This window comes from Micromonospora sp. GCM10011541 (assembly GCF_042650725.1).
Classification (GTDB): Bacteria; Actinomycetota; Actinomycetes; order Mycobacteriales; family Micromonosporaceae; genus Micromonospora; species Micromonospora sicca.
In genome coordinates this window covers 17,497-32,146 of the sequence record NZ_JBHSBP010000069.1, presented here as the reverse complement: position 1 = coordinate 32,146, position 14,650 = coordinate 17,497, and the positions used below count along the sequence as shown (strand labels likewise).

The 14,650-nt window shown below is 66.8% G+C and carries 12 protein-coding genes; 5 read left to right on the top strand and 7 right to left on the bottom strand.

Going from position 1 to position 14,650, the window contains the following annotated elements; translation table 11 throughout:
• Positions 1-53 precede the first annotated feature (53 nt).
• The 7 genes from ACFOYX_RS27995 to ACFOYX_RS27965 all read right to left on the bottom strand — a co-directional run bounded on the left by ACFOYX_RS27995 (position 54) and on the right by ACFOYX_RS27965 (position 9,868).
• A complete protein-coding gene (locus ACFOYX_RS27995) occupies positions 54-857 on the bottom strand; it encodes a hypothetical protein (protein WP_322443755.1) in 804 nt (267 codons plus the stop codon).
• 225 nt (positions 858-1,082) lie between these two features.
• A complete protein-coding gene (locus ACFOYX_RS27990; RefSeq protein ID WP_322443756.1) occupies positions 1,083-4,319 on the bottom strand; it encodes a DEAD/DEAH box helicase family protein in 3,237 nt (1,078 codons plus the stop codon).
• Positions 4,320-4,639: 320 nt separating this feature from the next.
• Positions 4,640-6,184, bottom strand: coding sequence for a hypothetical protein (locus ACFOYX_RS27985; protein WP_322443757.1), 1,545 nt, complete (start codon positions 6,182-6,184; stop codon positions 4,640-4,642).
• Between the two features lie 225 nt (positions 6,185-6,409).
• The gene (locus ACFOYX_RS27980) at positions 6,410-7,153 is read right to left on the bottom strand and encodes a serine/threonine protein kinase (RefSeq protein WP_322443758.1); all 744 of its coding nucleotides are present in this window, start codon (positions 7,151-7,153) and stop codon (positions 6,410-6,412) included.
• A gap of 321 nt (positions 7,154-7,474) precedes the next feature.
• On the bottom strand, positions 7,475-8,428 hold the full coding sequence (locus ACFOYX_RS27975; protein ID WP_322443759.1) for an FAD-dependent oxidoreductase: 954 nt from the start codon (positions 8,426-8,428) through the stop codon (positions 7,475-7,477).
• A gap of 15 nt (positions 8,429-8,443) precedes the next feature.
• Positions 8,444-8,596 carry a hypothetical protein gene (locus tag ACFOYX_RS27970; RefSeq protein ID WP_322443760.1) on the bottom strand — a complete coding sequence of 51 codons (153 nt, stop codon included), beginning with the start codon at positions 8,594-8,596 and terminating at the stop codon, positions 8,444-8,446.
• An 84-nt stretch (positions 8,597-8,680) separates the two neighbouring features.
• Positions 8,681-9,868: a carph-isopro domain-containing protein gene (locus ACFOYX_RS27965; protein ID WP_322443761.1), complete on the bottom strand. Its 1,188-nt coding sequence runs from the start codon at positions 9,866-9,868 to the stop codon at positions 8,681-8,683.
• Between the two features lie 219 nt (positions 9,869-10,087).
• Here ACFOYX_RS27965 and ACFOYX_RS27960 point away from each other — a divergent pair, with 219 nt between their 5' ends.
• Genes ACFOYX_RS27960 through ACFOYX_RS27940 form a run of 5 tightly spaced genes read left to right on the top strand, consistent with a single transcriptional unit; the run spans position 10,088 to position 14,647 of the window.
• Positions 10,088-10,987 carry a radical SAM protein gene (locus ACFOYX_RS27960; RefSeq protein ID WP_322443779.1) on the top strand — a complete coding sequence of 300 codons (900 nt, stop codon included), beginning with the start codon at positions 10,088-10,090 and terminating at the stop codon, positions 10,985-10,987.
• 18 nt (positions 10,988-11,005) lie between these two features.
• Positions 11,006-12,256 carry a methionine adenosyltransferase gene (locus tag ACFOYX_RS27955; RefSeq protein WP_322443762.1) on the top strand — a complete coding sequence of 417 codons (1,251 nt, stop codon included), beginning with the start codon at positions 11,006-11,008 and terminating at the stop codon, positions 12,254-12,256.
• Complete coding sequence (locus ACFOYX_RS27950; protein WP_377534536.1) at positions 12,253-12,909, top strand: class I SAM-dependent methyltransferase; 657 nt, start codon at positions 12,253-12,255, stop codon at positions 12,907-12,909. The genes ACFOYX_RS27955 and ACFOYX_RS27950 overlap by 4 nt, the downstream gene beginning before the upstream one ends.
• Complete coding sequence (locus ACFOYX_RS27945; protein WP_322443763.1) at positions 12,909-13,667, top strand: phytanoyl-CoA dioxygenase family protein; 759 nt, start codon at positions 12,909-12,911, stop codon at positions 13,665-13,667. Before ACFOYX_RS27950 ends, ACFOYX_RS27945 begins: the two co-directional genes overlap by 1 nt.
• Positions 13,668-13,675: 8 nt before the next feature.
• Positions 13,676-14,647, top strand: a complete 972-nt coding sequence (locus tag ACFOYX_RS27940) for an NAD-dependent epimerase/dehydratase family protein (RefSeq protein WP_322443781.1) — start codon at positions 13,676-13,678, stop codon at positions 14,645-14,647.
• The last annotated feature ends 3 nt before the right edge of the window (positions 14,648-14,650 follow it).

Below are 14,650 nucleotides of genomic sequence, written 5' to 3'. Positions count from 1 at the left end.
CTATGGACGCAATGCCCGTGTCATCCGCAACCCACTGCACGGCCTTGTTGAGATCACCTCACTCCAAGCCGCCGGACGTTGCGTACTTCTCGCTCGTCGCATGCTCGGTTGATGCAGCTAAGTCCCTTCCGGCGGGGATGTTGCGCTCGGTATGCGGCCGGATCATGTTGGAAGCTGACGGGGATGAAGTGGTCGGTGCCGAGGTGCCCGCAGTCCAGTTCCACTTCCCAGTTTTGGACCATCACGTCGGGAAGACGTTCGCCGAGCGCGACGATCTCGATGTCGAAGTCTGGGTCGTCCGGCTCACACATGCGGCACACCATGTGGTCACCGACGCGGGACTTCTCGTCCTCCGTGCGCAGCACCTCGCTCTCGTGCCCGCAGGCTAGCGTGACCGACCATCGTGTCATGCCGAACCCGGCGTGCTCCGGCTCGGGTTCACCCGGCTCGATATAGCGGACCGCTGTCCTGCCGTCGTTGAGCTGGCATGACCAGGAGATCGGGCAGGGGGTCCGCTCGGGTGGTGGCTTGGGTACGTCGATGCGCTTGACCAGCCAGAAGTCCTCGTGCCCGCATTCGATTTCCAGCGCGTAGGCAACGACCTCTGTTGGCGGCGGCAGTTCCGGTAGGTGTATGTCGAGGAGGAGGTTGGCCATGATCGGCCCGAACTCCTCAGTGGCGGCACGGCGGCCCTTCTCGCGTCGATCGTTGTGCGCCGCTTCCCATTCCGGCCACTTGACCCGAGCCTGGGCAAGGGTCACCCTGAACGGCGGAGGTCCCGCCGCGTCCTCCTCCAGTCGGCATAGAATCTCCCGCCGCTGCTCGCGGTTTCGCCTACGCCGCTCGGCGTCGGTCACCAGCTCTTCACGGACACTCACAGCTTTACCAATGAACGGGCCACCCCCACCCGCACTCCTCCCCCGCCTCCGGCATTGGACCACGGGGCCCGGGTCGCTCACCGTGCACGAGGGCGGCTGCTGGTGCCGGGTGGGCAGGGTGCGCGTCAGTACGGCAGCCGGATCCCAGTCGAACCCCTGTCTTGGATTCCGCTTTGCCGGTGCGCTGATGACCAAGCATCGTCTCTAGCGACTGCACCAGACCGCGAGCGGCGCGTTGATCGTCGTTCTGAGGTATGCCTGTGTGGAAGCGAGCAGGTTCAGTTGTTGGGTCGTTGCCCTAGCGGCCGACAGGCCCGGCTGGACGATCACCATCTCCATGCGTCGCCGAAGTACGGTTGACTGCTCCTGAATCCTGTAGAGCGCCTTGATATCTCCGACCTCGAAGGGGCTGACGCCGTCACGCCGCTGCTTCTTGCGGGCCCGGTCATCGAGTGTGCGAAAGAACGGGCCTAGATCGCTGCGCCGCCACATGATCGACTTTTGGGTTTGCCCGCAGACCTCGTACAGGTCTTCGACGCGTGTGCCGACGTTCTCACCGTGCGAGTACTTGCAGTGCACGAGGCGGATCAGCAGACCTTCGCTGTTGATCCGAATGGCCACGATGTCGGCGATTTCGCCGCTGCCGTCGTCGTCGAGGATGATGTCCCACGGCTCGCTCTCAGCCTTGAGTTCGGCGATGGCTCGGTACTGGATGGAGTGGGTCAGCCGGTCCTTTGTCTGGGATTCGACTGAGATGGTGGTGCCGGTCCAGTCGAGAGGCGTGAGGTTGGCGCGGTCGAACGGCTCTTTGTCCCAGGTTGGCTTGTAGAGCAGGTCGCCCTCGATGATCCGGTCATCGTCAAGGATGAAGGTGAGACCGATCTGGTTGAGCCAATCACTCAGGTTGTGCTCGGAGCGTGGGCGGACGATCTTGATCTCTTTATCGCCGATACACCGGTAGACGAGGCGGCCCTTCTCGACGGTGGCCTCGTACGTCACCGACCACCCCTTGGTCCGCACGTCGAAACGGAACGGGCCTTCGGTCGCGGCGGTGTCCGGAACGAGGTCGGTGTAGACGGCTTCGTATGTGAGGTCCTGGAACGACAACCTCAGGTTGTCGGCCTGCATTGTGTGGATCTGCCACGGCCACTCGACTGCCAAGACGACGCCGGTGGGCCGGCCGCTGAGGCGCTCGGGCAGGATGAACTGTCCGATGACCTTGTCGATGCTGATCGTGTCATCGAGCAGCTTCTCGCCAACGGAGTCGCACCAGTCTCGCCAGTGTTTGAGATCGCGTGCGGTGGCGGGCGACCAGATGCGGCCTTTGAGGGAGGCGCTGATGTTGACCCGCTCACCGTCGCGGTACCCGCCGCCGGAGATGTTCGTCTGCGACTTCGTGCCAGCCTCGGCCTGGGTGAAACTCGCCGTCACGTCGGAGCCCACGTGCATGGAGAAGCGGCGGAACTGGTCATGGGCGTCGAGGACGCCGACGTTCGTCGGCACTAGCCGGTCAATGTCGGCCATCACGCGGTAGACCGTCGAGCCCGTGAAGCGCGTCGCGCCAGCACCCAGTACTGCCATCGCGAGGTCCTCGAAGACCCCGTCGTTGGCGGAGTTGTTGATGTACAGCAGACGCTTGTCCCGGTCGAAGTAGAGAACGTACAACTCGTAGCTGACCTCTTCGATGGTCTTGAGGTCACCCCAGCGGACGCTGTCACGGTTCTCCACGACACACCACGCGATCCCGGCAGCTGTGTTCAGGCCGATGGGCTGGGTGAACATGCGGTCCTCGCCGAAGAAGTCGACCAGGTTCTCCGGTTCCCACCTGTCAGTAGGGGCTCGGTAGACGACCGTGCTCAGCTTCGGCAGCAGGCTCCGCAACGTGACGTCTTCCGGCAAGCTGGTGAAGCCCTCCTCGAAGTCGCTGACATCCTGCTGTCCCTGCACCGCGGTCTCGGTGAGGTTGCGCAGGATCAGGTTCCAGTCGGAATCCTCCGCGTACAGCGTCCGTAGACGCCTGTCCACGTCGATCTCGGAGCGAGCGACGAATATCGATGCGTCGCCGTACCTGCCGTTCGATGACGTACGCGCGAAGCGGCCGATGAACTGTAGGGTGACGCCAAGGCTCTTCTGCGGGTCGTGCACCGCGGCGACCTTCAGGGACGGCAGATCGAAGCCCTCCCCGAGCATGTTGACGCAGATGACGATGCGCGAGCGGCCTTCCCGTAGCGCCTTGACTGCTTCGCGTTGCTGTTTTGCGGGCATCTGGCTGTTGATGATGACCGGCTGGAGATCTGCGGCCAGCTTGTCGTAGAGCGGCTTGAGCTCCTTCGCCCGAGGGATGCCGCTGACGCGAGCCATCAGAACGTGGTCGAACCCGGCCGCAAGGTCCGCACGCAGCTTGGCGATGCTCTGCTCCGCCACCGCAAGGTCCAGGTCTTCGAAGTCGATCACGGCGGTGTAATCGATCTGCGAGAAGACTTCTTGCGCCTGAGCTTCCCGCAATGGGAAGGAGTAGATGATACGGCCTTGAAGATGCTTGCCATCCTCGCGGAACGGGGTTGCCGTGAACTGGACCACGTTCTTGTCCACGAAGAAATCGCGGATCGCAGACCATGTACGCGCGGCCACGTGGTGGGCCTCATCGACGAACAGGTGGGAGCAGGCGCCGGCGAGGGCTGCCAGTGCTTCGGGCTGGCAGGCGTTCATCGCCTGGGGCGTCGCGACGACGACGTTGCACGCCTGCGCGAACGACTCTGCCGCGTCGACGGTGGTGAAGCGCTGTTGGACGCGCCCCACCACCGGGCCGGCCGCCGAGCTGCTGACGATACCCAGCTTCTGCAGCACGCCGAGCGTCTCGAATTTGGTCGCGATCTGTTCACGTAGGGCATCGGAGGGGACCAGCACCAGCAATCGGTTGATGCGGGCGGCGACCAGAAGCGCGAGCATGGTCTCCGTCTTGCCGGTGCCTGTCGGCATGACCACCGTGGCCGGGGTGGTCCGCTTGGTGGTCCAGTAGCCGAGCACAGCATGCATCGCTCCGAGTTGCGGCGATCGAAGGCCAAGACTCTCCTTGGTGTCTTCGTTAAAGGTGATCGCGTCCCGATACGACTCAAGAACCTCGGATGGTGCAGAGCGGACGAGTGCGCTCGGTAGGTGCCAACTCGCTCGGGTCAGCGAATCTCCGGGCCCCGTGCCGGCCGGAAGCCTTAGCCACAGGATGTCTTGATCGAGTGGAGCCTCACTGCTGGCAGCTGGCCAGACGCCGTAGTTGTTGGCGACTTCAAGTGCCCCATCACTGCCTGAGACAGCGTGAAAGGTGCTCGCTGGAACGAGGAGCTGCTTGACGGGGTTGCCCTCGAACTTCTCCGTGCGTGCCCAGATACTGGACGAATGCCACCCGCCAGCCGCGCGCCGGTCGTCAGCACGAAGCCCCATCATTGGCGGATTTTTCCACGAGTGCAAACTTATGCGTTAATCGATATAGGGTCTGACTCTCCGTTCGTGCAGCCGCAGCCAGTGTCGTCACCTCGATGGCGATGTCCGCGTCTTGTGACAGGCTTGACTGGCGCCGACATCGGCAACTCTACGTCACGTCATCTTCAGCAGAGAGTGGCGGGCTGCCGCGTGAACCGCGAATACCTGCACCACCGACTGGTCCGGCCAACACGCAGCATGACAGTCCTATCAGCGGCTATCTGGGCCGAAATCTATAAATGGGTGACGGCTGGTTAAAGCTCTGCTCTGTGCAGGGGTCCGGTTCAGCTGCGCCATCGCCATGCTTGTGGGCTGCCGCGCATGCCGTGGTGCCAGGTCTTCTCGTAGGCGAGGATGTCGGCGTACTGGCTGCGGGTCGCCTCCGAGCGGTACGCCTTCTCCGGCCTGGCCGCGCTCCACTCACCCATGAACGGCTCCAGATTCCTGGGGCGCGGTTCGATGTCGAAGTCCACCTCTGCGAGCACCGCCGGGTTGATCGTGGGATCAAGCCGATCAGCTTTGTTCCTCGCCCAGGCCACCCATTGATCAAGGTTCTGGCCAGCAGCTTCACTTGACGAGGCGGAGCCTTCGAGGGCTGTGCAGAAGCTTCGGATGGCGTCCGCCGCCACCCAGCTGTCGAACGCGGCCCGGAACCGGTCTGTGCGCAGCTTGTCTGTAGCCAGGACCGTGGCGGTGGCCTTGACTTGCTCCCACTGCGCGCGTTCTTCGGCCTTCCGCCGCTCCCAGCGCTCTTCCTCCTCCAGGCGGACGCGCTCCCGCTCCTCCTGCTCGCGTTGGTCGGCGAGATACCCCGCCTCCACCTCCTTCACGATCTTGTGAACGCGGCTCTCCAGCGTCGTGCGCTTGTCGTCGGTCCAAGTGTCCGACTTGCCGTAGCCGGCGCGGTTGACCTCAAGGACAAGACGGCCGCTCCGCACCCGGTCGAACTCGGGCAACGAGATCCAGGGCTGCCGCTTCTGGCGCCGCCGCTCATCATCGGTGAGTACGTGCGGGACCTTGTCGTACTCCTCGCTGATCCTCACCGCGCGTTGTGACTTCTCCAGCCGCAGCGACAGCGTGGGCCGGGCACCCTTGGTATTGACGACCAGACGGTGCCCGCGGCTGCGGGCCGCCGCAGCGAGCAAGCGCACGAACTCCAACGCCCGGGGCAGAAGCTCGGCCGAGACGGTGAGCGCCGAAGGGTTCTTCTGCAACGCGGCGATGATCTCATCGTCGATCGTGGTTTGGTGCCGCGAGGCGATCCGGAAGGCGTCCCACCCGTTGTTGGCGCCGTTCGCCTTGTTGTAGAGCATGACGACGATGTCGTTACGGTCACGGCCGGTGTGCCGAAGCTCGTATCCGTCCGGGACGAGTTTGTGCTGCTTCGCCGCATGGATGGCCCGCCGGTATCGCGCCCGGGTCTGCTCATCGGGCTCCTCGACACGGACGACACCGTCGCCCTGGTCCAGTTGGTCGACGAGTTGCTGGGCCAAGGCAAGCGTTGCCGAGCCCGCGCCATCGATGCTGGCCGCTGCCGGCGGCCTTTGTGAGACGCCTGCCGCTTCCCTTCTCGGTCGAGTCGGCGACGGTCTGGCCACGTGGGCGGGGTCATCGGGGTGGAATCCGTGCTCAAGGTAGAAACGGCCTGCCTCAGTGATAGTCGCCCGCCACGTGCCGCCCTTGCGCGCAACAGCCACGAGGCGACGTCCCTGCAGCGCACGGGCAGAAATTCGATAGGGGACCCCATCGGGTGTGCTGAGGTCGTCGCCGTCGGCAATCCGACGCAGTAGTTCCGCCTGGCGCTCGTTCAGTCGGTCCCAGCGCTGCATCAGATAACCGTGCCCGGCGGAGACAACCCCGCGCAACGACCGAACACTCACAGTGGCCAGGCAAGCCGCGTCTCACCTGCCGGTGGTCTTCGATGTCCGGCGTCCGGATGCACTTCTGCACGCTGAGCCGCGACGGAGGTACGACCAGGTCAACAACCTGGATCCGCTCCCCTCACAGCGTCATCTCGCCCGCAGAGGTCCGTCAGAACCGGCCGTCGCGGTGCCTCATGGCATCAGCGCGGAGCGCCAGGCTGCGACCAGTCCCGCCACGTCGGGGTATCGGTCTGCGGGCGCCGCGCGGGTTGCGCGGGTCGCTACCTGGTCTTGGGCCGGGGATCCCCGCCAACCGTCTGCGGAGTCCAGCAGGTGTTGGATCGCGCGGCCGAGGGTGTGGACGGTGGAGCGCTGGTCGATGACGGCGCCGCGGACTAACTCTTCCGGGGCCATGTATCGGCGGGAGCCGGGGAGGCGCTCGGCGTGGAGGACGAAGGGTCCGGGCCGGTACTCGTCCAGGTCGATCAGCCGCATCCGCCGTGCAGCGAAGTCGTACAGGAAACAGCCGTCGTACAGGTCGACGGCGACGTAACCGGCTGTCGTAACGGCCAGGTGCGCGTCGAGGATCGTGTCGATGGCCGCCTCGACCTCGGGAAGGGGAAGCTGCTGGAACCGGGCCAGCGCAGTACGGTCCGACCCGTGTGTGGTGGCCTGATTGAGCACCCGGCCGTCGAGCCACGGGTACACCAGTGTCAGCCCGTCGGGGCCGTCGAGGATCCGCTCGGGTCGGACGATCGCCGGATGCTCGACCGCGGTGTGGAGCCGGCTGGCCCGGATCAGCGAGAGGCGGGCCTGTGGTGTGGTGGCCTTCTTGACGAACCATCGGCGCCCGGCGGCCGCGACGCCGTAGGACAGGCACCCGGAGTCCTGATTGTCGAAGACCACGAACGCGGACGCGAGTGTCAGGTCGAGCACACCAGCGAACCTACGTCTCCACGCGGCCCGTGGAACCCTCAATTCCCATGCGTACGGGGGGCGTTGCGCTCAGGTCACGACGCGCACGCCGGGCCATCGCTCGGCGGGGCGCGGCCCAGCAGCGTCAGTACCGGTAGTGATCTGTTGGATGGTCTCCGCGCTGTTCTACTCCGCGGTCGGTGACCTCGACGGCGAGAAGGACGTTTTCGGGCTGTGGGCCGGCACCGGTCGTAAGGGCGCGAAGTTCTAGATCAGGGGGACGCCCTCCCTGGTTGAGGCTGGCATGTCGGCATGCCTTCCCACTCGGACCCGAGTACATCGTCAACAGACGAGTCCCAGTAGGTGCTTCGCGCAGCCCCAGGAGAGTGTGAACCCGGCTCCGCCGTGGCCGTAGTTGTGAATCAGCGTGCCGCCGTCAAGTCGCTCCCCTTCGACGCGGACGTAAGGTCGTGTGGGGCGGAGGCCGACGCGGTGCTCGATGACGCGGGCGTTTCGGAGGCGGGGCTCTACGCTGGCGCAGCGGGCGATGATCGCGGCAGCAATGTTCGGATCGGGCTCTCGGCTCCAGTCGCCGGGCTGGGCGGTACCGCCAAGAACGACCGTCTCGCCTTGCGGGTAGAAGTGCACTAGGTCGGGGGATAGCCCGGTGTCTTCGGAGAAGAATTCGGTGATGCCGGGGTTCTCGACGACGACGAGCTGCCCGCGGATCGGAGTCAGCTCGGGGTCGGGAACGAGACCCCGCGCTCCCATACCGGCGCAGTTGACGACGACCGTTGCGATGCCGGCGGCTTGGTCGAGTGAGTCGATTAGCCGGATCTCGATCTGGCCGCTGGCCGCCGAGAAACGTCGTTCCAGGTAGCCGAGGTATGTCGGCATGTCGGCCAGCGGCGCGGTGTAGCGCCATCCTGTGGCGAAGCCGTCCGGTAGCTCGTCCACGTCGCACATGCGGAACCCGTCGAGTTGGTTGCCCCATTCCGGCGGATCGACGGGCTTACGGGATGCTTCAACGCCGGGGACGAGGCGCACGCCGGTCTGCGGATCGGTAGCGAGTTTAAGCAGCACATCGAGGGTCTGGGCGCTCCACACGCGTACCCGGTCGATGGGTTCTACGAGGTACGGCCCCCACATCGCGCCAGCGGCGTACGAGGTGCTCTGCTCGGGTGGCTCGGCTGCCCAGATCTTGACCCGTAGTCCGGCTTCGGCGAGGCAGACGGCAGTAGTGAGGCCGGATACGCCGGCGCCGATGACCAGAGCGTCAAGATCGGTGCGGGTCATCGTTTGACCGTAGTGTCAGGCCGGTTGACGCGCGAGCGCGTTCTCAAGCTCGGGAAGCAGGTCGGCGACGCTCTGGTTCCGCTTCCGTCGGCGGAGTTCCTGGGCGAGGGTGCTGAGCAGGGCGGTGCTACGGGGTGAGCGGACCTGCTCGAGCCGGGGTAGGGCCATCCGGGTTACCGCGCAGGCGTCGTCGAGTTTGCCGTGGGCGGTGTAGCCGAGGGCGAGCCAGGCGCCTTCGTAGAGGGCTCGCCGCTAGTAGGGAACATCTGGTCGGCGGGCGTAGGCGCCGGTTCGTAGGAGCGCTTCGCCCTTGCGGAGCAGGGCCCGCCCGTCGGTTCCTCTGCCGCTGGCCACGATCTGCCGACCGGCGAGGATCATCGCGTAGCCAGCCTGGCAGTCGAGGTGGTTCGCGGTCAGGTAGTACATCCACTCCGGGTCGCGGTCGGGATACCGCTTCGCGAGCTGGTCGCGGGACTCTGCCCAGGTGCGCTCGCACTGGTCGACGTGTCCGGCAGCGGCGTGGGCGTACGCGAGGCGGGACAGCACGGACGCTTGGACGCTCGCGGCGGACCGGTTCGCAACCCGGCGGGCGGCGTCGCCGAGGCGCAGGCCGTCGTCGGCGTCGCCGAGTGAGGCGGCCTGGAAGGACAGGTCGGCGAGGATATGCGCTTCCATGGACCGGTACGCAGCGTCATGCGCGGCCCGCAGACCGGTGAAGAAGTACCGCTGGGCAAGCCCTTGCTGTCCGGCGTCGAACGCCTTCCAGCCGGCGAGTTGGGCAAGGTCGGCGAGGGCCACCAGCAGCCGGCGGGTCGTGGCGTCCGTGTGGCCACCGTCGCGGAGTACGAGCAGGACCGCGCGGACCTGGGCGCCGACGTAGCCGAGGCCGGCCGCGCCGCCGCGCTCGTCGTCGAGCAGTTGCAGGCGCGGCACGCTGGCTTCGATCTGGTCGACGAGCGGGTCGTCCGGTGTCGCGGTCGGGAGCGCGGTCCCGTTCGACGGAAGGTGTACGCCGAGGTAGATGTTCACGGCCTGGGCGAGAGCGGCCCCGGAGACGGACAGGAACATCCTCCGGTCCACCAGCCCTCCCAACAGCCAGTCCTCGGCGACCAGCATGGTGCTCGCGAGTGTCCACGGCCCTTCCATGCCGGTGCTGGCCGCCATTACCAGCGTGCCATCCGCGGTGTCGGACTGCCCGCGCCAAAGGTCCCCAGCGGTCACGATGCGGCCGAGGCGGCGGGAGATGACGTACGCGGTCAGCGCTGGCAGCGGCGGACGGGGGATACCGCCCGCGTCGCGCCAGTGGTAGGGCGCGGTTTCGGCAAGTGTGCCGGGCCCGAAGAGTCGGTTGATCTCCCGCGCGAGGGTGCGCGGGGTGAGGCCAGCTTCGGCCATGTGCGCGGCGAGGGTCTGGTTGGTGCGGACGGGCGGCGATCCCATCGACTCCTCCGCAGGGTCAACCGACAGTACCGCGAAGATACCGGACCGTGTTGGCCGCCGGCGGTCGACGAATTGACGCTCTTGACGCTTCCATCCCCTGCCTGAGCGATGCCGGTTCACGGTCTGCTGAATGCATCCCCGCCGGCGCACCGCCAAAAGGGCTGCGCCGGCGGGTGAACCCCCGACGGGCGAGCGGAGGACCTGATGCGTACTTCGGCGATGACCCAGACCAAACCTCCATGGGACTGGGAGTTCGACTGGCACCTCACGAACCGCTGCAACTTCTTCTGCGAGTACTGCCACCCGCAGATCCGCTACGTGCTCAACCGCAAGCACCTCGACGAGCCGGCCCCGGAACTGGTGGTCCAGCGCTTCGACGAGCTGGGCAAGGTCTGCCTGGTGCACATGTCCGGTGGCGAGCCGTTCATGTTCCCCGGGTTCGTCGAATTGTGCCGGGGTCTGGCCGGTAACCACTTCATCAGCATCAACACCAACCTCGCCTCGGACGACGTGGCGGAGTTCGCCGAGCGTGTCCCAGCCGGCCGGGTGGCGAAGATCATCGCCGCGATCCACCAGCCCGAACGCGAGCTTCGCGGGTTGGAACTCGACGCCTACGCCCGCAACTACCTGATCCTGCGGCGCGGCGGGTTCGACGTGACTGCCCTGTACGTGCTGTATCCACCGCTGCTCAGTCGGCTTGCCGCTGACCTGGATCGGTTGCGCGAGCTGGGCGTGGACCACGTACGGGCCAAGGTGTTCAAGGGCGTGTACGAGGGCGTCCGCTATCCGGAGGGCTACACCGACGAGCAGAAGGCCCTGGTACTGGCCAACTCCGGCGAGTACGTCTTCAACCGGCCGTACCTCGACGGGATGCTCTCCTTCCGAGGCCAGCCGTGCACCGCCGGTGTCACCTCGTTCAAGGTCACCGTCACCGGTGACGTACGCCGATGCGCTTCGGTGCCCACTGGCTACGGAAACCTCTACGACGGCACCTTCCGGCCCGCCGACGTCAACGAACCCTGCCCCGCCAAGCGGGTGCTGGTCCTGTCGCAGTGCCTGTCCTACCTCGTCGACCCTCCGGTTCGCCCCGAACAGGGCGTCGACCCGGACGACCTCTGACCTCGAAGGGCATCCCTCATGCAGATCTCGATCCGTCATGCCTGCGTCGACCCAGACGACCAGGCGTTCGACGTCGCCGAACGCAAGGGTGTCGGCCATCCGGACAGCCTCGCCGACCTGCTCGCCGACGCCTTCTCCCAGCGCTACTCGTCCTGGTGCCTGCGCGAGTTCGGCGCCATCCCCAACCACTGGGTCGACAAGGTGAACCTCGTCGGCGCCGCCGCCGACGTCCGCTTCGGTGGCTTCGACATCCTCAAGCCGGCCGACTGCTACCTCTTCGGAAAGATCACCGACCAGGTCGGTCGCACGCAGGTGCCGATCGAGGAGATTCTCCGGGCCGTCGTCCTCGACGTTCTCCCGGCCGCGCTGGGCGACCGCCGCATCCTCGAATACCTTCGCCTGCACATCAACAACACGCGAGGCACCGCGGTCGACCACGACCCGAGGTTCTACCGCCCCGACGCGGCGTTGGACATCAACGCGGTGCTTGCGACGGAGTCCGTCGCCAACGACACCGTGGTCTGCGTCGGCACCAGCCGGCGCGGCCTCGCCGCGGATCTCGCGATACGACTGGAACGGCGACTCACCAGCGAAGGATTCCGGCAGGTCGTACCCGCTGCCGGGACCGACGTAAAGGTCATGGTGGTCCGGATCGGCTCGGCACTGGAGGTCACTGCCGCCGTTCCGTTTCATCCCGAACTGGTCGGCTCCTGGCCGGCATACCGGGCAGCGCTCGCCGAGGCACAGAGCACTGTCTCCGCCGAGCTGAAGTCCCTGCTCGACCAGGAGCCCCGAGCCCGGTACGTCACCGGCCTGTCGCTGCATCTCAACACGAAGGATGTGCCGGGTCGCGGCTACCTGGCGCCGTTCGGCACCTCGCTCGGCAAGGGCGACTGCGGCGCGGTCGGGCGTGGCAACCGGTACAGCGGCGTCATCGAGCCGCTGCGCCCGGCAAGCGGCGAAGCGCCCGCCGGCAAGAACCCGGTCCACCACGCCGGCAAGATCTACACCGCGCTCGCCGCCGACGCGGCCGAGCGAGTGCTTGCCGAAACCTCGGTATACGCCGAGGTCACGATCGCCGCCCGCAACGGTGGCCAGCTCGATGATCCGGCACACGTCCTGGTTTCGGTGGACCGCGAGGTCGACGCCACGACCGTGGTCGAGATCGAAGAGGTGGTGCGCCGCGCCGTCGCTGGAGCCTCCACCTTCGCTGCCCGTTTCCTCGCCGCCGAACCGCTGGCCCGGTTCCGGGACGGAGTCCCGCTATGACGACGAGGACCCTGTCCGCGTTGCACCAACGGCACCTCGCCGCCCTACGCGACCAGTCCGCGGTCATCGATGCGGAAGGCCTACGCATCGGCTCGCAGTACGTGATGTTCTTCGCCGAAGCCGCCCTGATGCGCGAGCACGTCACCCGCCTCACCGAGGGTTTCACCCGTCCCGACGTCTTGGAGGTGGGACTCGGTCTCGGTGTGTTCGCCGCTCAGCTATCGGAGCGCGAGGTCGGTTCGTACACGGCGATCGAACCGCACCCGGGCGTGGCGCTCATGGCTCGCACGCGGGTGGTCGAAGCCTTCGACGTACCGGTGCGGGTGTTCGTCGACCCGTGGCAGCTCGTGACGCTGCCAGCCGGCGCCTTCGACGCGATCATGTACGACACCTGGCCGCCGGAAGGTTTTGCCGACTCCGACTTCGCCGAGTTCGTCGCCCACGTCGCGATCCGCTGCCTGCGCCCGGGTGGCCGGTTCAGCTTCTTCCACAGCGGCACCTCGATCGGTCCGGCCCGCCGCGCGGTCCTCGACCGGTACTTCGCGGAATGGACCGCCTACCCGCACACCATGCCGGTCGAGCAGACCCCACCGCACTGGACGAAACCCAGCCGCGACTTCCTGATTCCGATCGCCACAAAAGGCGGTGCCTGATGACCCGTCCGATCGCGCCGGCGGTTTCCGCGCAGCAGATCGAGCGGTTCGCCTCGCACGGGTACCTGGTCCTGCCGGACCTGATCCCGCCCGCCATGATCCAGGAGCTCCGTGTCGAGGCCGACACGCTCCTCGGTCACCGGCTCGCCCGGATGGTCGCCACCAGAACGCTCGACACGCGCGTCACCTGGTGGCGCCTCGCCAACGGCAAGCCGTACGTGCTCAAGGTCAAGCCCGTGGTCGACCTGTCCCCGGCCGTCACGACGGTGGCCGACAGCCCCACGCTGCTCGCCGTCGTCGCCGACCTGCTCGGCGCGCCCCCGAAGCTCATGGACAACAAGCTCATGTACAAGCAGACCGTCGACATCGCCGCCGAATGGGCAGCGCTACCGGTGCTCGGTGAAGAGGTCCGCAAGCACACCGACGCCGCCTACTACGCGACACGCGGCTACCCACGGGTGCTCACCGTCGCCATCTGCCTCGACCCCTGCACCGAAACGGCCGGCGCGCTCCGTGTCTGGCCCGGCAGCCACCGCCACACCATCGAGACGATCCCGACCGACAACCAGGGACCGGTCGTACCCGACGCCGCCGCGCCCGACAGGGCGGCCGTGACCCTGGTCGCCGAGCCCGGTGCGGTCCTGATCTGGGACGCGGCGCTGGTCCACGCCAGCGGACCCAACACCTCGGGCCACCCACGTCGGCTACTCGTGCTCGGTTACAGTCCCGCCAACCCGGACGACGGGGAACCGCGATGAAGATCCTCATGCTCGGCGGCACCCGATTCGTTGGCCGGCACATCGTGGAGGAATGCCTCAGGCGCGGAGACGACGTCACGGTGCTCTACCGGGGCCGCTCACCATCACCCTTCGCTGGGATCGCGCGCCACGTCCTGACCGACCGGCGCGCACCGACACTCGAAGCCACCGCCGTCCTCGCCGAACCGTGGGACGTGGTCATCGACACCAGTGCCGGCGACGTCGACGACCTGCGCCCCGTTCTGCCCCTGCTCGGCAACGTCGGCCAATACACCCTGATCTCCACTTGCGGGGTGTACCGCAGAGCACCCCGCGGACACGGCCTGACCGAACGGGCGCCCACGATCGCGGCTGACGCCTCCCACCCGGTACGCGCCTCCGCCACCCGCAAGCTCCGCTGTGAGCGATACCTCCGGCGTCGCCTCGACCGGATCAACGTACCCCTGCTCATTGCCCGCCTCGGCCTGGTCATCGGCCGGTACGACGACAGCGAACGCCTCGCCTACTGGCTCGAACGCGCACTGCGCGGCGGCGACGTCCTGGTCCCGATGGACGACCGCCAGGCCATCCAACTCATCGACGCCGCCGACGTCGCCCAGTTCCTACGCAACGCCGCCGACCAGCAACTTGGCGGCGTCGTCAACGTCGCCGGCGCCCGGTTCAACGCCCGAACCCTGGTGGACACGGTCCTGACCCGTGCCGGCCGAGCCGTAACTCCCTGCCGGGTCGGCGAGGACTTCGCCCTCACCCACCGCCTACAGCCATGGACCGAAATCCCACTGTGGTTGCCCGCCAACAGCCCCGAACTGGCGCTCATGTCGGTCAACAACAGCCGCGCCACCAGCGCCGGCCTCACCCTTCGGCCCCTTCCCGACAGCATCACCGACGCACTCGGCTGGCAGGCGCTGCGGCGCAGCTGGTCACAGCACTGGCTCGATTACGCCCGCGAGCAGGACCTGATCCATCGGTGGCGGGGATGATGG